The organism is Streptomyces sp. NEAU-174 (assembly GCF_052665095.1).
Window position 1 is genome coordinate 51,949 of record NZ_JBQTCE010000024.1, and the last position, 19,382, is coordinate 71,330.

The window sequence follows — 19,382 nt, forward strand, 5'->3', positions numbered from 1 at the left end:
CTGACGTCCTTACGGGGCTCACGAAGGGCCCGGCGCGGGGGATCCGCGCCGGGCCCTTCGCCATTCCCTGTCCGCCAATGGTCAGCGGGTGGTGCCGCGCAGCTTGCGCCACGGGGTGAGGGTAAAGATGGCGCCGCCGAGCAGCACGGTGGTCCCAGCGATCAGGGCGAGCGCCTTCAGCCCGCCGTGGTCACTGGCGCCGGTGTCGGCGAGCCCGCCGCTGGTGGACGAACCGCCGCTGCTGCCCGAACCGCCGCCGCCGGAGGTGGAGCCCCCGGAGCCGCTGCCGCCGCCGGTCGAGTCACCGCCGGTGGTGCCGCCGGGCTGGCCGGTGGTGTCCAGTTCCAGCGAGGCGCCGGGGTCCTTGGACGGGGTGCAGGTGGTGGTCGTACCGAGCGCCTTGACCGTCAGCACCCCGGGGGTGAGCGTCGACTTGCCGCTCGCGCCCGGCTTGTAGGTGCCGGTGAGGTCGGGGATCTCGATCGGATCGCCGGACTTGATGGGCTCCTTGTTGGTCGGCCCCGCCACGGCGACGGTGCCCTTGTCCGCACCGCCGACCTTGACGGCCATCGACGGCTTGACCGAATCGGCGGGGATGTCGGCCGGGCTGTCCATCACGGACTTGCCGAACTTCACGGTCAGCGCGAAGTTCCCGCCGCTCTTCTTGGCGTTGATCTGCACCGGGGAGGTCGCGTTCTTGTCGCCGATGGGGGTCTTGCAGGCGTAGGCGACCTGAACCTCCTTACCGGTGTACGAACCGCCACCACCGTCCCCGCCACCGGTGGTACCGCTGGTGGTACCGCCCGTGGTGCCACTGGTCGTCCCGCTCGTGGTGCCGCTCGTGGTACCGCTGGTCGTACCACTGGTGGTGCCGCTCGTGGTACCGCTGGTCGTCCCGCTCGTGGTACCACTCGTCGTACCGCTGGTCGTCCCGCTCGTCGTGCCGCCCGGACCGCTGCCGCCGTCCGTCACCTTGATGGTCGCGGCGGCCTTCACGTCCTCCTTCGCCGAGCACTTGGTGTCCGTGGGCAGCGGCTTGCTGACGTTGATGTTGTAGCCGCCGGGCGTCAGCGTCACCTCTCCCGCCTTGGTGAGCTTGAGCTTCCCCTTCATGTCGGAGAGCTTCATCTCACCGCCCTTGGGGATCGCCGGGTTCTCCCGCGGCCCCTCCATGGCCAGTTCGCCGGTCTGGGCGCCGCCCACCGTGACGGTGCCGGTCGGCAGCACGGTGTTGGCCTCCAGGTCGAGGATGGGCGGGTTCTTGGAGGCGGCCTGCACCGTCTTCCACACCACCTCGACCTCGTCCCCGACCTTGGCCGTCTCCGGTGCCGTCACGGCCACGGTCGTGGTGCCCTCCACCGGGGGCATGCCGGAGATGGGGGGTGGTAAGCACTCGGTCTTGTACGAGACCTCGGCGCCCTCCGCGCTGCCCGCGCCGAGCAGCACGCCCGCACCGCCGAGCAGCAGCGCGACGGCGGCCGCACTCACTCTTGGTCGCATCTCACGTGGTTCCTTTCGGGGTCGGTCGGATCTCCTCGGTCGGTGCGGAAATCTGGTGGTGCGGCCGAGCCTCCGGCGCGGTGTCCGGGGTGAACCAGGGCAGCGCCGGCGGTGCGCCGTCCGCCGCGGCCGGTCCGGACGGCGACGGCGGCGGCGGCGGCGAGGGCGGGAACGGGGGCGGTGGCGGCGCGGTCCGGGCCGTACGGGGCCGTACCTTGTCCACGACGGCCATGCCGATCCGGAAGACCGTCGCCGAGACCACCACGCACAGCAGGACCCAGAAGAGCGTGACGCCCCAAGGCCGTCCCACCGCCCACGGCTGTTCGACGAGCAGCTTGTGGCCGTAGCGCAGTGAGACCAGATAGTCGCCATGGGCCCCGGAGGACAGTTCGACGTCCAGCTTGACCTGCTCCTTCTTCCCCGGCTTGATGGTCCCCCGCCAGCGCTGCTCCTCCCAGGACGGGGCGAAGACGCCATGCGAGCTGCCCACTTCGAAGACCGGGTCGCGGGCCGGGGTCGAGCCGAGATTGGCGACGGTGACCACGAGCTTCCGCCTCGGCGGTGCGCCGAACCAGGTCAGCACCCCGCTGGAGCCGTCGAGCCGGGCCGAGAGCACGCTCAGCCGCTCGCCCCCGGTCCGCTCCTTCGGCAGCGGCGCGACCGGGTGTCCGGCGACCTTGAACGCCACGTCCGCGGCGGCGGCTTCGCCGGTGACGGTCGCTATATGGATGACACAGGGGCAGGGTTTGGGCGGCTCGGACACCGGCAGCTTCTTGGTGAACGTGCCGTCCTTGCCGACGGTGACCGCCCTGCCGTCGCCGTTGGCGCACGCGTTGGTGCCGCCGATCATGTTCTGGCCGCAGATGAGCAGGGTGAGCAGGGCGCGCGGCCGCCAGTGGGCGCCGGTCACGGTGACCGTGCCGCCCGTACCCGCCTCGGCCTTGGAGACCTTCGCGGTCGGGCCCTCGGCCGCCGCGGCGCCGCCCGTAAGGGGCGCGCCGAGGGTGGCGAGAACCAGGGCGAGCACGGTGAGCACGGCGGAGGGCCGGACCGGGGTGGCTGGGTGTCGGCGTGCGTTCACGTGGTCGCTCCTGCCCCTGTGCGCTGCGGTTCCGGCTGCGGCTGCGATCGCGGTGTGCGGTGTCGGAGGCGTCTGCGCAGCAGCCAGACGCCTCCCCCGGCGCCCGCCAAGGCGGTCGCCGCCGGTGCGAGCAGCCACCAGGGGACGGCCGTGTAGCCGGCGGTCGCGGTGGCGTGCGCGCCTCCGCCCGCGGTGACGGTGAGCTTCACGTCCACCGAGTCCAGGGCGGGTGGGTCCGGCCAGCTCTCGGTGAGCCGGACCCGTTTGCCCGGCGGCAGCTCGACCGGCAGGGTGCGGGGGGCCCGGCGCAGCACCTGGCCGAAGAGCCCGTCGGCGCGTACGGCCAGCCGGGGGGTGAGCACGGTGTTGCCGCGGTTGACCAGGGCGTAGCGGATGGCCGCCCCGTCCCCGTGGCCCTGGACCGTCACGTCCTCGACGGAGAGGGCGGACAGCGTCGCGCCGCTGATCCGCAGCCGCAGCCGGACCGCGATCTCCCGGTCGCCGGAGGAGACCATGACCGCGCCGGGGTGCTCACCGGGCACCGCGTCGGAGGGAACGGTGACGGTGAAGGGGATGTCGGCGCGGGTGCGGGGCGGCACCGTCACCCGCCGTTCGGCGAGCGCGATCCGGGCGCCGTCGCCGCCGCGCAGCCGGACGGTGCGGGGGTGCTCGCTCCGGTTGGTGACCGAGAGCTTGTCCTCGAGGACGGCGCCGGGCCCGCCTTCGAGGTAGATGTACGGCCGGTCACCCGCGCCCGGCGCGCCGCCGCCCCCGGCGGCGGGGGCCGCCGACCAGTCGGGCCCGGCGGCGGCCGCCGTGGCGGCCCACGAAGCGGGGCCCACCAGGGAGATCAGGGAGGCGGCCAACAGGACCGGGGCACAGGCGCGGACGGCTCGGCGGACGGCCGGACGCCCGGCTGCCCGCACAGCCGGGCGTACGGTTGCCCGCACGGCCGGGCGTACGGCTACCCGCACGGCCGGGCGGATGACGGCATGGACCGTTGTACGGATACGCGACAGCATCGGCGGCTCCTCGGCTGCCGCGCGCGTCAGGAGGTGGGACGCTGACGGCGGGTCAGCCAGAGCGCCCCGGCCACCCCGGCGAGCAGCACCGTGCCGCCGAGGGTGCCGAGCGCGACGGCGGAGTCCGTCGGTCCGGTCTGCGGCAGCTGGCCGTTGCCGGAGCCGCCCTGCGCACCGCCGGATCCGTCCGATCCGCCCGTGCCCGTACCACCCGTACTGCCCGTACCACCCGTACTACCCGAGCCGCCCGTACTGCCCGAACCGCCGGTGGAGCCGGAGTCTCCGCCGCCGCCCGCCGCCTTGACGTCCAGCGTCAGCGAGGGCTTGGGGTTGTTGCCGGGGGTGCAGGTCGTGGTCGTGCCCAGCGCCTTGATGGTGAGCGTGGACGCGGTGAAGGTGACCTTTCCGCTCTTCTTGGGGGTGTAGGTACCCGACAGGTCACTGATCTTGATCGGGGTGTTGGCGGGGATGGCCTTGTCGTTGGTGGGGCCCGACACCGATACCGTGCCACTCTCCGCTCCGCCCAGTTTGATGAGCGCGCTGGGGTGCATGGCGCCCTTGCCGAGCTCGACGGGGCTGGAGGAGACGCCCTTCTGGAAGGACATCGTGAGCTTGTAGGCGCCGCCGCTCGCGACGCTCTTGATGTCGATGGGCGATACGGCGCTCTTGTCGCCGATCGGCGTCTTGCACTTGTAGTCGACGTCCACGGTGTCGGCGTGCGCGGCCGGGGCGGTGAGCAGCACCACGGACCCGGCCAGGGCCGCCGCGAGCGTGAGGGCGCCGCCACGGCCGGCCGGACGGCGTTGGTTGTGGGACACCACGAGATCCCCTCTCGTCAAGCGCCGCAGCCGAATGTAACTGACGGCACATCAGATTGGGCGCTGACGGTACGCCGGGGACCTTGTCAAGGGAAGACAAAGAGCACGCCGGATCGGCGTGGGGCGGAGAAGGGGTGAGGGAAAGCGGGATCGTGGCGCCGGAGCCGTGCTCTTCAGCCCGGCGCGGCCAGCTCGGCCCAGACCGTCTTGCCGGTCCCCTCCACGTTCCGCACGACCCCCCAGTCCAGGCACAGCCGCTGGACGATGAACATGCCATGGCCGCCGGGGCGTCCGGCGCGGTGCGGGGTGCGCGGCGCGGGCGTACCGGTGCCGAGGTCCACGACCTCCAGACGGAGCACTTTGGCGTTGCAGCTGACGCGCAGCTCCTCGGGGCCCTCGGCATGCAGACAGGCGTTGGTGACCAGCTCGGAGACGACGAGCAGCACATCCTCGGCGGCGGCCCGGTGGTCGGCGGTCGCGGCCGGAAGCCACCCCCAGTCGCGCAGCGCCTGGCGGGTGAAGTCGCGGGCGCGCGGCACGGCCCCGCTGGCACCGATCAGATGGAGTCTGCGGATCTGGCGGGTGGGGCCGACGGTCGGGGGGGCGCCGGCGGTCGGGGGGGCCGGTGGGGAGGCCGAAGCGGCTGGGCCGTCCGGGTCCGGGCCGCGGTCGCCCGGCGGGTACGGCCGCGTGGTGCTCATCAGCGCTTCACCTCACCGATTCACCGATTCAGGGACAAGGGATACCTGATCTCTTCAACAGTTTCAGCCTGTCTCCTGCCCGGCCAAAGCGTGAGAACACCCACTACTTCCGCCCCATCGATGTGACGCGGGCAACGCATCGATGACCCATCGATGACACGCCGGAAACAGGAGTGAGCTATGTCACTCGACAAGGGCGGCGTCAAGCGACCCGTGCACGGTAAAGACGGCGTCCGCGCCCGTGATCTCGAACACCCGGGCAACGATCGGCAACATCCCCGCCAGGTGGACCCCGCCGCCCGCGGCCTCGGCCTTGAGCCGCGCGCCGAGGAGGACATTGAGCCCGGTGGAGTCGCAGAACTCCAGCTTCGAGCAGTCCACCACCAGCCGGACACGTCCCCCCTCCACGCATTTCTCAAGCGGCTCGCGCAGCACCTCGGCGGTGTGGTGGTCCAGCTCACCCACCGGCGTGACGACCGCACTCGCCCCGTGGTGCCGAACCTCGACCTGAAGTCGGCCCTTGCTGGCGCTGCCGACCATCCCGCGGTCCATCTGCGCACCTCTTCTGGCGTCTCGTTGCTTTCGATTGCGCGCATCGAACCCTACGCCTTCTACCCGCCGCTCTGGTAGCCGAACATTTCGCATAGTTCGGCAAATATGGACAACGTGGACTTGCCACTTGGTGGCCGATGCAGGTAGGCGTAGAGGGTCACACCCGCTACGGCCCGGCTTTGGAGGCGCCGCTCACCGGAGCAGCACGTTATGGCACCGGCAGCCATATGCCGAAGAACGATGGAGGAGACTATGTCACCCCGCCTCGACGACACGCGTACCGAACCCACGGGGAGTACTCGGACCACCGTTTCGTCGGCCCCCCTGCCCGAGCAGTTCACCCCCGACGTTGACGCCTCGGCGACCGTCGGCCATCTCTTCGATGAACTGCCGGAATTGTCCGATCTGCCGGAAATCCCGCCGTATGACACGGTAGCGCCGGTGGACGCGAGGGCTCTGTCGAAGACCCTTTTCGAACGTCTCGAGGTGCTGGAGGAAGGCACCCACGAGTACGCCTATGTGCGTAACACCCTGGTCGAGCTCAACTTGGCGCTGGTCAAGTTCGCCGCCTCCCGGTTCCGCTCCCGCAGCGAGCCGATGGAGGACATCGTCCAGGTCGGCACCATCGGCCTGATCAAGGCGATCGACCGCTTCGAGACCGGCCGGGGCGTGGAGTTCCCGACCTTCGCGATGCCGACGATCGTCGGGGAGATCAAGCGCTTCTTCCGCGACACCAGTTGGTCGGTGCGGGTGCCGCGGCGCCTCCAGGAGCTCCGTCTCGACCTGGCCAAGGCCGGCGACGAGCTGGCACAGCGGCTCGACCGCGCCCCCACCGTCGGCGAGTTGGCCAAGCGACTGGACATCAGCCCGGCCGAGGTCGTCGAGGGCATGGCCGCGAGCAACGCGTACACCGCGAGCTCGCTGGACGCCCAGCCGGAGGAGGACGACTCCGAGGGCGCGCTGGCGGACCGGATCGGATACGAGGACCACGGGCTCGAAGGCATCGAGTACGTCGAGTCCTTGAAGCCGCTGATCGCCGATCTGCCTGCCCGCGACCGGAAGATCCTCTCCCTGCGCTTCGTGGCCAATATGACGCAGTCGGAGATCGGTGAGGAGCTGGGCATCTCCCAGATGCATGTCTCGCGGCTGCTGTCGCGCACCCTCCGTCGGCTCCGCAAGGGTCTGATGATCGAGGAGTGACGCCTCCGCAGACGGATAAGGGCCCGCCCCCGGATCGCCCGGGACGGGCCCTTATCCGTGTGCCCCGCGCCTATGTGTGTCTCGCGTGTCTCCGTCGTGCCGTCAGACCAGGGTGCCCTCGTGCCACACCGCCGAGACCAGCGGCACTCCGGGGCGGTAGGCGAGGTGCACATGGGACGGGGCGTCCAGCAGCGCCAGATCGGCGCGGGCGCCCGGGCTCACCCGGCCCACGTCGGTACGGCGCAGGGCCCGCGCCCCACCGGCCGTGGCGGCCCACACCGCCTCGTCCGGCGTCATCCCCATCTCCCGTACGGCCAGGGCGACGCAGAACGGCATGGAGCTGGTGAAGGACGAGCCCGGGTTGCAGTCCGGGGACAGGGCGACCGTGACGCCCGCGTCGAGCAGCCGACGCGCGTCCGGATAGGTCGAGCGGGTGGAGAACTCCGCGCCCGGGAGCAGGGTGGCCACCGTCTCGCCCTGGGCCAGCGCGTCGACGTCCTGCTCGGTCAGATGGGTGCAGTGGTCGGCGGAGGCGGCGCCCAGCTCCACTGCCAGTCGCACCCCGGGGCCGTAGGAGAGCTGGTTGGCGTGGACCCGCGGGATCAGCCCGCGCTCCTTGCCCGCGGTCAGGACGGCGCGGGCCTGGTCGCCGTCGAAGGCGCCCTGTTCGCAGAAGACGTCGATCCAGCGGGCGTGCGGGGCGCAGGCGTCCAGCATCGGGCCGGTGACCAGATCCACGTACCCGGCCGGGTCGTCGGCGAACTCGGGGGCGACGATATGCGCCCCGAGGAAGGTCACCTCGTCGGTGTGGGCACCGGCGATGGTCAGGGCGCGGGCCTCGTCGTGCGAGGTCAGCCCGTAGCCGGACTTGATCTCGACGGTCGTGGTGCCCTGGCGGCGCGCCTCGGCCACATAGCGGCCGACGTTGGCGTGCAGCACGTTGTTCGAGGCGGCGCGGGTGGCGGCCACGGTGGTGCGGATCCCGCCCGCGCTGTACGGGCGGCCGGACATCCGGGCGTTGAACTCCTCGGTCCGGTCGCCCGCGAAGACCAGATGGGAGTGGGAGTCCACAAAGCCCGGAATGGCGGCCCGGCCACCGGCGTCGACCCGGTTGTCGGTGGCGGGTGCTTTGCTGGACTCACCGACCCAGGCGATGCGGTCGCCGTCGATGACGACGGCCGCGTCCCGGATCAGGCCGAGGGGGCCTTCACCGAGGGAGGGGTCATTGGTGACCAGAGTGGCGATGTCGGTGATGGCCGTCGTGGGCGTCGCGGTCGTCATCGTGGGGGTGCTCTCCTTCGTCGGCCGTGCCGGCGGCGGTGCCGGCAGCGGCCGGGTCACGGTCCGTGCAGGGCTTCGATGGCCTCGGCCAGCGCTTGCGGCACACGCGGGACGAGCTGATGGGCGCCGTCCCGTACGACATGGCGGCCGCCGACCACGGTGTGCCGGACATCCGCGCTGGTCGCCGCGAATACGGCGGTCTCCGCGCCCAGCCGGGGCGGCGGTCCCGCGGTGCGCACCGAGTCCAGCGCGATCGTGGTGAGGTCGGCGAGCGCCCCCACCTCGATCCGGCCCGCCTCCGCGCCCCAGCCGAGCGCCGCATGACCGTCCGCGGTGGCGGCCCGCAGCAGCTGGGCCGCGGTCCAGTGGCCCCGGGCGCGGGTGCGCAGCCGCTCGTCCAGCTCCATGGCGCGGGCCTCCTCCAGGATGTCGATCACGGCATGGCTGTCGCTGCCCAGCGAGAGCGGTGAGCCCGCGCTCTGGAGCTCGACGGCCGGGCCGATCCCGTCGGCGAGGTCACGCTCGGTGGTCGGGCACATACAGACGCCGGTGCCGGCGTGGCCCAGCAGCCGGATGTCGCCCGGGGTGAGATGGGTGGCGTGCACGGCGGTGGTGCGCGGGCCCAGCACCCCGTGGTCGGCGAGCAGCCGGGTGGGGGTGAAGCCGTGAGCCTCCACACAAGCGTCGTTCTCCGCCGTCTGCTCGGAGAGGTGGACGTGCAGGGGCGCCGTGTGCTCGTCGGCCCAGCCGGACACGGTCGCCAGCTGATCGACGGGGACGGCCCGTACCGAGTGGATCGCCGCGCCGATGCGGGTGTTGCCGTCGCCCTTCAGCCCGGAGACCCGCTCGGCCCAGGCTTCGGCGGTGCCGTCGGAGAAGCGCAGCTGGTGCTCGTTGGGCTCGGCCCCGAAACCGGAGGAGAGATAGCAGGTGTCGAGCAGGGTGATCCGGATACCGGCCTCGGCCGCGGCCGCGATCAGGGCCTCCCCCATCGCGTTGGGGTTGCCGTAGCGGGCGCCGCCGGGCGCGTGGTGGAGGTAGTGGAACTCCCCGACGCAGGTGATCCCGGCCATGGCCATCTCGGCGTAGACGGCTCGGGCCAGCTCGAAGTAGCTGTCCGGGGTCAGCCGGTCGGCGACGCCGTACATCACCTCGCGCCAGGTCCAGAAGGAGTCCGGTGCGCCGCCCTTGCGCTGCTGGTCGGGCCGGGCGTTCGCCTCGTCCCCGGTCTCGGCTCCGGTCCCGGCTCCCGGCTCGCCGCCGTTTTCGCCGTCCGCCGCGCCGTTCGTCCTGGCGTCCGCCTGGACGACTCCGCGCAGGGCCCGGTGGAAGGCGTGGCTGTGGGCGTTGGCCAGGCCGGGGAGCGTCAGACCACGGAGGGTGACGGACCCGGCGGGCGGCCGCGGACTCCCGGGCACCACCGCCGTGATCCGCCCATTGGCCGCGGCCACGATCACCACGTCCGACCGCACGCTTCCGTCCACCCAGGCGTGCTCCGCCCAGTACGTCTGCGCCGTCAGTGACACGCCAGGCCCTCCAGTACCTCCGCGAGTGCGGCCACACCGGCGAGGCAATCGTCCTCGCCCGCCGTCTCCGCGGGTGAATGCGAGACGCCGGTGGGGTTCCTTACAAACAGCATGGCCGTCGGAACCGACGCGGACAAAATGCCGGCGTCGTGCCCGGCCCCGGTGGGGAGGATCGGGACGCCGCCGAGCAGGCCCGAGAGCTGGTCACGCAGGTCGTGGGCGAACTCCACGACCGGGGTGAAGGACTCCCGGGTGACCCGGACGTCCACTCCGTCGCGCTGTCCGCGCTCGACCGCGGCGCGCTCGATCTCGCCGACCACGGCGGCCAGGGTCTCCTCGTCGGCCGCGCGCGAGTCCAGCCAGCCGCGGACCAGGCTCGCGATCGCGTTGACCCCGTTGGGCTCGACGCTGACCTTGCCGAAGGTCGCCAGCGCCCCGGCGAGCTTGGCCTTCTTACGGGCGGCGAGGACCGTATTGGCGTAGGTGAGCATCGGATCGCGGCGGTCCTCGATCCGGGTCGTCCCGGCGTGGTTGGCCTCGCCGTGGAAGTCGAACCGCCAGCGGCCGTGCGGCCAGATCGCGGAGGCGACGCCCACGGGGTTGTTCGTATCGTCCAGGGCGCGCCCCTGCTCGATGTGGAGCTCGACGAACGCGCCGATGCGGGCCAGCCGCTCCGGGTCCGGGCCGATGGCGTCCGGGTCGTAACCGGCGCGCTCCATCGCCCGGGGGAGGCTCAGCCCGTCCGCGTCGCGCAGGGCGTACGCCTGGTCCCGGGTGAGCTGCCCCGCCGTGAGCCGGGAGCCGACACAGGCCAGGCCGAAGCGGGCGCCCTCCTCGTCGCCGAAGTTGACGATGGCGAGCGGTTTGGTGGGGTGGGCGCCGCGTGCTCGTAGCTCGTCGAGGGCGGCGAAGGAGGAGACGACGCCCAGCGGGCCGTCGAAGGCGCCGCCGTCGGGGACGGAGTCGAGGTGGGAGCCGGTGACGACGGCGTCTCCGGCTTCCGGGTCGCCCAACCAGGCCCATTGGTTGCCGTTGCGGTCCACTTCGTAGGTGAGGCCGCGGTTTTGGGCTTGCTCCTTGAACCACGTTCTACAGTCGGCGTCCGCATTGGTCCAGGCGTAGCGGCGGTAGCCGTTTGTTGTCTTGTCCCGGCCGACCGGCTTCAGGTCGCGCCACATGTCGTGGAAAGAAGCGGGTGTGGGCAGTCGTTCCGCAGGGGCGGAACGGGTGGGCACACCCGCACCCGCAGTCGGCGACGGCGCCCGACCCCCTGCATGGGTTTCCGCTTCGTGCGCGGGTGCCGCCCGGTGGTCGGGTTGTGCCCACCCGTTCCTCCCCCAGCTACCGCTGGGAGGTGCCCCCTCCGCGGAACGATTGCCCACAACCGGCTGACGATCGTCGCTCACGCTTCTTCCTCGCGCATCGGGATCCGCACGCCGCGTTCTTGCGCTACTTCGTCCGCTCGGTCGTAGCCCGCGTCCACGTGGCGGATGACGCCCATGCCGGGGTCGTTCGTCAGGACGCGGCGGATCTTCTCGCCCGCCAGCGCCGTGCCGTCGGCGACCGTGACCTGGCCCGCGTGGATCGAGCGGCCCATGCCGACGCCGCCGCCGTGGTGGATGGAGACCCAGGAGGCGCCCGAGGCGACGTTGACCATGGCGTTGAGCAGCGGCCAGTCGGCGATCGCGTCCGAGCCGTCCAGCATGGCCTCGGTCTCGCGGTACGGGGAGGCCACCGAGCCGCAGTCCAGGTGGTCGCGGCCGATCGCCAGCGGTGCGGCGAGCGTGCCGTCGGCGACCATCTCGTTGAAGCGCTCGCCCGCCTTGTCACGCTCGCCGTAGCCGAGCCAGCAGATACGCGCGGGCAGCCCCTGGAAGTGGACCCGCTCCTCCGCCATCTTGATCCAGCGGGCCAGCGACTCGTTCTCCGGGAAGAGCTCCAGGATCGCCTTGTCCGTGGCCGCGATGTCCTTCGGGTCGCCGGACAGGGCCGCCCAGCGGAACGGGCCCTTGCCCTCGCAGAAGAGCGGCCGAATGTAGGCGGGGACGAAGCCGGGGAAGGCGAAGGCGCGCTCGAAGCCCGCCAGCTTGGCCTCGCCGCGGATCGAGTTGCCGTAGTCGAAGACCTCGGCGCCCGCGTCCATGAAGCCGACCATGGCCTCGACGTGCCTGGCCATGGACTCGCGCGCCCGCTGGGTGAAGTCGGCGGGCTTCTCGGCGGCGTACGAGGCCATCTCGTCGAAGTCCACGCCGACCGGCAGATACGACAGCGGGTCGTGGGCGCTGGTCTGGTCGGTGACGATGTCGATCGGGGCGTTCATCGCGAGGAGCTGCGGGACCAGCTCGGCCGCGTTCCCCAGCACGCCGATCGACAGGGGGCGCCGGGCGTCCCGGGCCTCGGTCGCGAGCTGGAGCGCGTGGTCCAGGCTGTCGGCGCGGACGTCCAGGTAGCGGTGGTCGATACGGCGCTCGATGGCGCGCGGATCGCAGTCGACGCAGATCGCGACGCCGTCGTTCATGGTGACCGCCAGCGGCTGGGCGCCGCCCATGCCGCCGAGGCCCGCGGTAAGGGTGATCGTCCCGGCCAGGGTGCCGCCGAACTTCTTGGCGGCGACCGCGGCGAAGGTCTCGTACGTGCCCTGGAGGATGCCCTGGGTGCCGATGTAGATCCAGGAGCCCGCGGTCATCTGGCCGTACATGGTCAGACCCAGCGCCTCCAGGCGGCGGAACTCCTCCCAGTTGGCCCAGTCGCCGACCAGGTTGGAGTTGGCGATCAGCACCCGCGGCGCCCACTCGTGGGTCTGCATGACGCCCACGGGACGGCCCGACTGGACCAGCATCGTCTCGTCCTGCTTCAGCGTGCGCAGGGTGCGGACCATGGCGTCGAACGAGCGCCAGTCGCGGGCCGCCTTACCGGTGCCGCCGTAGACGACGAGCTTGTCGGGGTGCTCGGCGACCTCCGGATCGAGGTTGTTCTGGAGCATCCGCAGGGCGGCTTCCTGCTGCCACCCCCGGGCGCTGAGCTCTGCACCACGCGGCGCCCGTACGGGTCGCGGTCCTGTCATGGGCCAAGCCTCCCTGTGCCATCAACTGGTTCGACTGCATGGACTGCGTCGACTGGATCGAGTTATTCACATCTTGATGCTGATGAATATGACTAGTCAATACCGAGGGGTTCCGCATACGCCCAGGTGGTTCCGCGACGCGGGCTCCCCGTGCTGGTCACGGCCGAGACGCGCCGGGCCACGGGGTAGCGTCACCAGGTCGTGTCCCCACGCCCGCCGAGGAGCCCTTCGTGTCCCTCCCCGCCACCCACCGCGAGGTCCGTCTGGCGGCCCTGCCCGACGGGGAGCTCACCCCCGGTCACTTCGAGGTCGTCACCGCTCCCGTCCCCGCCCCCGGCCCCGGTCAGGTGCTGGTGCGCAACCGGCTGATGAGCGTCGCCGCCGTGATGCGCCCGCTCACGCTGGCCGACCCGGACGCCTTCGGCCTGCCCCAGCTGCTGCACAAGGCCGGTGAGGTGATGCGGGGCGCAGCCCTCGGCGAGGTGGTACGGGCGCCGGGCACGGACCTCGCCCCCGGCACCCTCGTCCGCCACCGCGCGGGCTGGCGCGAGTACGCGGTCCTGAACGCCCCCGAGGTCTCGCCCGTCGACCCCGAGGTGCTGCCGGACCCCGCCGCCCATCTCTCGCAGGGGTTCACCGCCTGGCTGGGGGTGGTGCGCGGGGCCGGGGTGCGCCGTGGCGACACGGTGTTCGTCACCGGCGCGGCGGGCGGAGTGGGCTCCCTGGCCGGGCAGTTCGCCCGGCTGCACGGCGCCGCGCGGGTCATCGGCTCCACCGGCTCCCGGCACAAGGCCGACCGGCTGACGCGGGAGCTGGGCTATGACGCGGTCGTGCTGCGGGGCGCCGGGGCGGCCGGATCGATCGAGGGGCAACTGCGCGCGGCCGCCCCCGACGGCATCGACGTCCTCTTCGACACCGTCGGCGGCGAACAGCTGCGGGCCGCCCTGGCGCTGGCCCGCCGCAACGCCCGGTTCGCCCTGGTCGGCGCGCTGGCCGCACAGCTCTCCGACGACGCGCTGGCCCCGACCGCGATCAGCACCCTGGACCTGATCACCCGGAGCGTCACGCTGCGCGGCATCAGCGCGGTGGACCACCAGGACGCCATGCCCGGGTATCTGAGCGAGTTCGGCCGGGCGCTGCGCGAGGGCGCGCTCACCTACCCGTACACCCGGCTGACGGGGATCGACCGGGCGCCGGGCGCGCTGTGCGAGCTGGTGGCGGGCCGCCATCTCGGGGCAGTGCTGGTGGAGCTGTAGGCCGGGTCGGTCGGCCCGGCTCCGGGGCCGCGCTCCCCGCGACCGCCCGGCCCCGCCCCCGGAGCGCCCCCCGCGGAGCTGGTCCGCGGCCGTTCCGGATGGTTGGCTGAAAGCATGACGTCGAACGCGGTTGCGATGGCCACCCGGCGCGAACAGGCCGTACGGGCGGCCGTGGAACAGCGGCTGCTCGGCCCGGACCAGCCCGTCGTGGGGCTGCTGGACGTGGCCGGGATCCGCTCCGCGGCCGCCGGGCTGCGCGCGGCCTTCGAGGAGGTCGTGGCGCCCGGCACGCCCATCCTGCACGCCTTCGCGGTCAAGGCCGCCGCGCTCGTCCCCGTCCTGCGGCTGCTGGCCGACGAGGGCCTGGGCTGCGAGGTGGCCAGCCCGGGCGAGCTGGCGCTGGCCCGCGCGGCGGGGGTGACGCCCGACCGGATCGTCCTGGACTCCCCCGCCAAGACCGCCGCGGAGCTGCGCGAGGCCCTCGACCTGGGCATCGCCGTCAACGCCGACAACCCCCAGGAGCTGGAGCGGCTCGACGCGCTGGTGGGGCACCGCGCGGCCCCGCCCCCGCCCCTGGGCCTGCGGGTCAACCCCCAGGTGGGCGGCGGCAGCATCGACGCGATGAGCACCGCCACCGCGACCTCCAAGTTCGGCGTGGCCCTCCAGGACCCGGGGGCGCGCGCGTGGGTCGTGCGCGCCTTCGCCGAGCGCCCCTGGCTGACCCGGCTGCACGCGCACGTCGGCTCCCAGGGCTGTCCGCTGGAGCTGATGGCGGCGGGCATACGGGTGGCCTACGAACTGGCCGAGGAGATCAACGAGGCGGTCGGCCGGCGGCAGATCGACGCCCTCGACATCGGCGGCGGCCTCCCGGTGAACTTCACCTCCGACGAGGTCACCCCCGGCTTCCGGGAGTACGCCCAACTGCTGCGGGCCGCCGTGCCGGGGCTCCTCGACGGGCGGTACAAGCTGGTGACCGAGTTCGGACGGTCCCTGCTCGCCAAGTCCGGCCTGGTGCTGGCCCGGGTCGAATACGCCAAGTCCGCAGGCGGCCGCCCGATCGCGGTCACCCACGCGGGCGCCCAGCTCGCCACCCGTACGGTCTTCGCCCCCGAGGCCTGGCCCCTGCGGGTCCTGGCCTACGACGCGGAGGGCCGCCCCAAGGCCGGGACCGGCGACGGCCCGGTCCCCCAGGACATCGCCGGTCCCTGCTGCTTCGCGGGCGATCTGGTCGCCCGCGACCGGGCACTGCCGGAGCTGGCGACGGGCGACCTGGTCGCCCTGCTGGACACCGGCGCGTACTACTTCTCCAACCACTTCGCGTACAACAGCCTGCCCCGCCCGGGGATCTACGGCTTCGACGCGACGAGCCCCGACGGCAATGTGCGCTTCGCGACGGTACGGGAGCCGCAGACGGTGGACGAGATCGTGACCGAGAGCGGCGCGAAGCATGCGCTGGGGCTGAGCCGGTTGCGGTAGGGCGCGGGGCGCCCAGGCTGTGGGGCGCCCAAGCTGTGGGGCGCCCGAGCTGTTTCCCAGGCTGTGGGGCTCCGACGTCCGCCGTACAGGTGACGCTTTCGTCTGGGCCGGCGTTGATTGAGCATCGGGGCAGGTGGGGGCGGGCGCGGGCCACGTCGCCGACCACCGGCCGGTGGGGGCGAAGCCCGGTGGCGGCCTCTGTGCCCCGGAGCCAAGGCCGTTGCCGGACTGCGGGCCCCGCGTGGTCCGGCCGAGCCCGGCCACTTCCGCCTGGTGGGGGGTACCCCCTTCAAGAAAACACTTGATCTGGCGCAACTAATTTGTCAAACGTTTTCGAGAGGGGTACCCCAACCCCCCCGGCAGTCCGGATCGGCGCGAAGCCCCGGCCGGACAGGCGCCGCCACCGGGCCCGCCCCCACGGGCGGGCCGCCGGCGACGGGCCCCGGCCAGGGCACCCCTGCCCCCATGCTCAAAGGCGCCGAAGGCGCGAGACGGCGCCGCACCAACCCACGCCGCGCAACCCCGCCGGGGCAACCCCACCGGGGCAACCCCTCAGCGCCCAGCCCCCGCCATCGCCCGGGACCGCCTCGCGCCACCCGGCCCCGCGTCACCGGCCACAATCCCCGTCGTCTGGTAGCCGTCCACCGCCTTGCCCGCCGGCCGCCCCCGGGAGACCCGCTCCGTACGGACCCACAGCAGCGCGTCGTGCGCGCGCTCCCAGCGGCCCAGCCACCACGCCTTGGCCCACAGCCCGGCGCCCAGCCCCGCCAGCAGCATCCCGCCCGCCGCCGGAACGGCGAAGGACGAACCCATCGCGGCGAGGAAGGCCAGCAGCAGCCACCACCGCAGGGCGCGCCGCCGGGTCCTTACGGTCACCGCGCGGTCCTGGAGGAAGACCGCCTTGCCCGCGCGCGAGGCGTCGCGCGCCAGTTCCAGATACCGCTTGCGGCGCACCACGAACACCACGGCCCCCGCGACCAGGAAGAGCGCCGCCCCGGCGAGCACTCCGATCCGTCGCCCGGTCAGCCCCGGCACCAGTGCCCCGACCCCCGCGGCCAGCACACCGGGCCACCACAGCCACCCCGCGGGAGCCCTCACGATCACCGCCACCCGTGCCAGCGCATACGCCCCGCGCCCCACGACCGACCTCCTCACGCCTGGTGAATTCCGGAAGAAATCCCTGTCGAATCGAGGAATCTAGCCAGGATGCCTGAGAATTCGGTGAGAGGAACGGGGGTTGGCACACAGAGCGGCCCGGAGGCCCGGCTCACTCCACGAACAGGCCCCGCTCCGCCGCCTTCGCGTCGAACTCCTCCAGCCGCGCCTGCGCGTCCGGCAGCGCGTCGCACATCGCCTCCAGCAGCACCCGCCCCAGCAGCATCGGCGCGCACGCGGTGTCGAAGGCGAGGCCCGTGCCGACCGCCGCGGGCAGCAGCAGATCGCTGTGGCGGGCGACCGGGGCGAAGGCGCTGTCGGCGACGGTGACCACGGTCAGGCCCACCTCCCTGGCGTACTCCAGACCCTCCACGACCTCGCGCGGATGCCGCGGCAGCGCGAAGCACAGCAGTGCCGTCGCGCCCGCCCGCTTCGCCGCGTCCACGCGGTCGTCGAGCATCGTGCCGCCCTCGTCGAGCAGCCGGACGTCCGGATGGACCTTGCGCGCGAAGTAGGTGAAGCCGCGGGCCTGCGCGGAGGCGGCGCGCAGCCCGAGGACCGGCAGCGGACGGGAGTCGGCGAGCAGCCGTCCGGCGCGGACGACGGGGGCGGGGTCGGCCAGCAGCGCGGCGAGATGGCGCAGATTGTCGATCTCGGACTGCACGGCCTGCTGGTACTCGTTGTAGGACCCCTCGTCCGCCTCCGGCTCCGCGGGCGCGACATCGCGCAGATGTTTGCGCAGCGCCGGATAGCCGTCGAACCCGAGGGCGACCGCGAAGCGGGTCACGGACGGCTGGCTGACGCCCGCGAGCTCGGCCAGCTCGACGCTGGAGAGGAACGGCGCGTCCGCGGCCCGCCGCACCATGCAGTGGGCGATCCGCCGCTGGGTCGGGGTCAGCCGGTGGCCCTCGAAGAGCGCCTGGAGGCGGGCGGCGGTCGAGGCGCCGGAAGCGGCCGGGACGCCCGGCACCCCCGCCGACACCGCCGTGGCGCCCTCGTCCACCTGCGTCATCCGCGCACCGCCCACCCCGTCGCTCACCCCGTGTTCCGTATCCATCACGTCCTCCTGACCCTCGTACCCTCGTCCCTCAGACCCCCGCCAGCCGGTCGAGCAGCCGCGCGGCCACCGCCACATCCTCCGTCAACGGCCGGTCCTCCATCCGGGGATCGAGCACTTCCGACGCCAGGGCGAAGGCCACACCGGCCGGGAGCTCCGGGTCCGGCTCGAGCCCGCGCTGGCGCAACGCCCGTACGGCCGCGACGAGTTCACAGCCCAGGACCAGCCGGTAGTGGTCGGCCACCCGGAGCGTCTGGCGGGCGCCGAGCGAGGCGAAACTGGCTTGTTCCTCCACCCCGCGCGAGAGCACGGCGTGGCCCAGCGAGGCGGGGTGGGAGACCGCGCGCATCTCGCCGAGGGCCGCCCCCGCCGCGTATTCGAGGATCATCACGCCCGAGCTCGCGGGCGCGGCGTCGCCGAGGAAGGGGCGCAGCCGGGTGAAGTCGGGTTCGCTGAGCGCGGCGAGCCGGGCGGTGGAGAGCCGGGCGGTCTGGAGCGCGGCGAGCCGGAAGTGGTCCAGGGCGAGTGCGGTGTGCGCGGCGTAGAAGTTGCCGTGGTGGTAGGCGGCCTCGTCGGTGGAGCTGATCAGCGGGTTCTCGGCGGCGGCGTTGAACTCGACGGCCAGCACCCGCTCCAGCGCGTCCGCCGCGTCCAGCGCCGGTCCGTGGATCTGCGGCAGACAGCGGAAGCCGTACGGGTCCTGTATGCGGCCCAGCGGCGGGGTGGGCCGGGGCGGGGCGCCGAGCAGGGCGCGCATCCGGGCGGCGGCCGCGACGGAGCCGGGGTGCGGCCGGGACGCGTGGACGGGTTCGGCGTACGCCTCGTACGAGCCGCCGACCGCGATCAGCGAGAGCGCGGCCACGGCGAGCGAGGCGGACAGCAGCCGCCGCAGCTCGGCGAGGGCGAGCGCGGACTGGCCGAGGGTGAGGGCGTTGCTGCTGATGAGCGCCAGGGCGTCGTTGCTGTCGAGCGTGATGGGGTCGGGGGCGCGACGGCCAGGGACGGCCTCGGTGAGGTCCCAGGGGTGCTCGCCGACGAGCGCGAGACCGGTCTGGGCGAGCGCGGCGAGGTCCCCGGTGCCGACCGCGCCGTATTCGTTGATCACCGGGTGGGCGCCGCTGTCGAGGCCCTCGACGAGCGCGGTGACGACGGCGGGGCGCAGCCCGGCGCCGCCCGCAAGCAGCTGATTGGCGCGGACGGCCATCATGGCGCGCACCTCGCGGCCGGGCAGGGGTGCGCCGATCGCACCGGCGTGGCTGCGCAGCAGCCGCAGCCCGTGGTCGGAGTCGGCCGGGCCGACGTCCTCGGTGCGGTTGGCGCCCACACCGGTGCTGCGCCCGTAGACGCGGCCGGTGGCCGCGAGCCGGTCCGCGGTCTCCCAGGCGCGCTCGGCCAGGGCGAGCGCGGTGGGATCGGGCGCGGCGGGCCGGCTGAGCCGGTCGGCCAAGCGCACGACATCCACGACGCGTAGGCTCCGGCCGTCCAGCGTGATCCGCGGGTCGGCACCGTCGGCGCCGTCGGCCGCCGCGTGATCAGCGTCCAGCATGTGAGACAACATCCAGGGCAACCCCTCTCGAATACGCCCCTTTCGGGCCAATTGCCTAGCGCTCCGTCCGCATCGCGAGCAGAAGTAACCGGTGATTAACGCAGACCTCTTGACTTCTATTCACTCGACTATGACTGTGCATGACTA

The 19,382-nt window shown here is 72.8% G+C and carries 16 protein-coding genes; 3 read left to right on the forward strand and 13 right to left on the reverse strand.

The features are described 5' to 3' along the window. Window positions 1-81 precede the first annotated feature (81 nt). From ACT2CW_RS44550 to ACT2CW_RS44575, 6 genes are all read right to left on the reverse strand, one after another. Window positions 82-1,500 (reverse strand): hypothetical protein, encoded by a 1,419-nt coding sequence (locus tag ACT2CW_RS44550; protein WP_445520721.1) that lies wholly within the window; start codon window positions 1,498-1,500, stop codon window positions 82-84. Window position 1,501: 1 nt separating this feature from the next. Beyond that, the gene (locus tag ACT2CW_RS44555) at window positions 1,502-2,581 is read right to left on the reverse strand and encodes a hypothetical protein (RefSeq protein WP_445520722.1); all 1,080 of its coding nucleotides are present in this window, start codon (window positions 2,579-2,581) and stop codon (window positions 1,502-1,504) included. Then, complete coding sequence (locus ACT2CW_RS44560; protein ID WP_445520723.1) at window positions 2,578-3,603, reverse strand: COG1470 family protein; 1,026 nt, start codon at window positions 3,601-3,603, stop codon at window positions 2,578-2,580. Before ACT2CW_RS44560 ends, ACT2CW_RS44555 begins: the two co-directional genes overlap by 4 nt. A 26-nt stretch (window positions 3,604-3,629) precedes the next feature. Beyond that, window positions 3,630-4,424 carry an LPXTG cell wall anchor domain-containing protein gene (locus tag ACT2CW_RS44565; RefSeq protein WP_414082287.1) on the reverse strand — a complete coding sequence of 265 codons (795 nt, stop codon included), beginning with the start codon at window positions 4,422-4,424 and terminating at the stop codon, window positions 3,630-3,632. A gap of 170 nt (window positions 4,425-4,594) precedes the next feature. Continuing rightward, entirely contained in the window at window positions 4,595-5,122 is a 528-nt protein-coding gene (locus ACT2CW_RS44570; RefSeq protein ID WP_445520724.1) for an ATP-binding protein, read from the reverse strand. A gap of 183 nt (window positions 5,123-5,305) precedes the next feature. Next, window positions 5,306-5,674, reverse strand: coding sequence for an STAS domain-containing protein (locus tag ACT2CW_RS44575; RefSeq protein WP_037954359.1), 369 nt, complete (start codon window positions 5,672-5,674; stop codon window positions 5,306-5,308). A gap of 252 nt (window positions 5,675-5,926) precedes the next feature. Here ACT2CW_RS44575 and ACT2CW_RS44580 point away from each other — a divergent pair, with 252 nt between their 5' ends. Next, window positions 5,927-6,874, forward strand: a complete 948-nt coding sequence (locus ACT2CW_RS44580; RefSeq protein ID WP_138915296.1) for an RNA polymerase sigma factor SigF — start codon at window positions 5,927-5,929, stop codon at window positions 6,872-6,874. 102 nt (window positions 6,875-6,976) lie between these two features. Here ACT2CW_RS44580 and hutI read toward each other — a convergent pair whose 3' ends face one another. The 4 genes from hutI to hutU all read right to left on the reverse strand — a co-directional run bounded on the left by hutI (window position 6,977) and on the right by hutU (window position 12,745). Further along, the gene (gene hutI / locus ACT2CW_RS44585; protein ID WP_445520725.1) at window positions 6,977-8,155 is read right to left on the reverse strand and encodes an imidazolonepropionase; all 1,179 of its coding nucleotides are present in this window, start codon (window positions 8,153-8,155) and stop codon (window positions 6,977-6,979) included. Window positions 8,156-8,211: 56 nt separating this feature from the next. Continuing rightward, window positions 8,212-9,675 carry a formimidoylglutamate deiminase gene (locus ACT2CW_RS44590; RefSeq protein ID WP_445520753.1) on the reverse strand — a complete coding sequence of 488 codons (1,464 nt, stop codon included), beginning with the start codon at window positions 9,673-9,675 and terminating at the stop codon, window positions 8,212-8,214. Continuing rightward, the gene (locus tag ACT2CW_RS44595) at window positions 9,672-10,859 is read right to left on the reverse strand and encodes an allantoate amidohydrolase (RefSeq protein ID WP_445520726.1); all 1,188 of its coding nucleotides are present in this window, start codon (window positions 10,857-10,859) and stop codon (window positions 9,672-9,674) included. The genes ACT2CW_RS44590 and ACT2CW_RS44595 overlap by 4 nt, the downstream gene beginning before the upstream one ends. A 224-nt stretch (window positions 10,860-11,083) precedes the next feature. Next, complete coding sequence (gene hutU / locus ACT2CW_RS44600) at window positions 11,084-12,745, reverse strand: urocanate hydratase (RefSeq protein WP_445520727.1); 1,662 nt, start codon at window positions 12,743-12,745, stop codon at window positions 11,084-11,086. 230 nt (window positions 12,746-12,975) lie between these two features. Here hutU and ACT2CW_RS44605 point away from each other — a divergent pair, with 230 nt between their 5' ends. Further along, window positions 12,976-14,001 carry an MDR family NADP-dependent oxidoreductase gene (locus ACT2CW_RS44605; protein WP_445520728.1) on the forward strand — a complete coding sequence of 342 codons (1,026 nt, stop codon included), beginning with the start codon at window positions 12,976-12,978 and terminating at the stop codon, window positions 13,999-14,001. 114 nt (window positions 14,002-14,115) lie between these two features. Further along, window positions 14,116-15,477 carry a diaminopimelate decarboxylase gene (locus ACT2CW_RS44610; protein WP_445520729.1) on the forward strand — a complete coding sequence of 454 codons (1,362 nt, stop codon included), beginning with the start codon at window positions 14,116-14,118 and terminating at the stop codon, window positions 15,475-15,477. Window positions 15,478-16,029: 552 nt separating this feature from the next. On the opposite strand, the gene ACT2CW_RS44615 is transcribed toward ACT2CW_RS44610, so the two are convergent. The 3 genes from ACT2CW_RS44615 to ACT2CW_RS44625 all read right to left on the reverse strand — a co-directional run bounded on the left by ACT2CW_RS44615 (window position 16,030) and on the right by ACT2CW_RS44625 (window position 19,247). Continuing rightward, a complete protein-coding gene (locus tag ACT2CW_RS44615; RefSeq protein WP_182472560.1) occupies window positions 16,030-16,617 on the reverse strand; it encodes a hypothetical protein in 588 nt (195 codons plus the stop codon). A gap of 127 nt (window positions 16,618-16,744) precedes the next feature. Further along, entirely contained in the window at window positions 16,745-17,689 is a 945-nt protein-coding gene (locus ACT2CW_RS44620; RefSeq protein ID WP_206282435.1) for a MurR/RpiR family transcriptional regulator, read from the reverse strand. 31 nt (window positions 17,690-17,720) lie between these two features. Continuing rightward, window positions 17,721-19,247: an aromatic amino acid ammonia-lyase gene (locus tag ACT2CW_RS44625; RefSeq protein WP_375792341.1), complete on the reverse strand. Its 1,527-nt coding sequence runs from the start codon at window positions 19,245-19,247 to the stop codon at window positions 17,721-17,723. Between the last annotated feature and the right edge of the window lie 135 nt (window positions 19,248-19,382).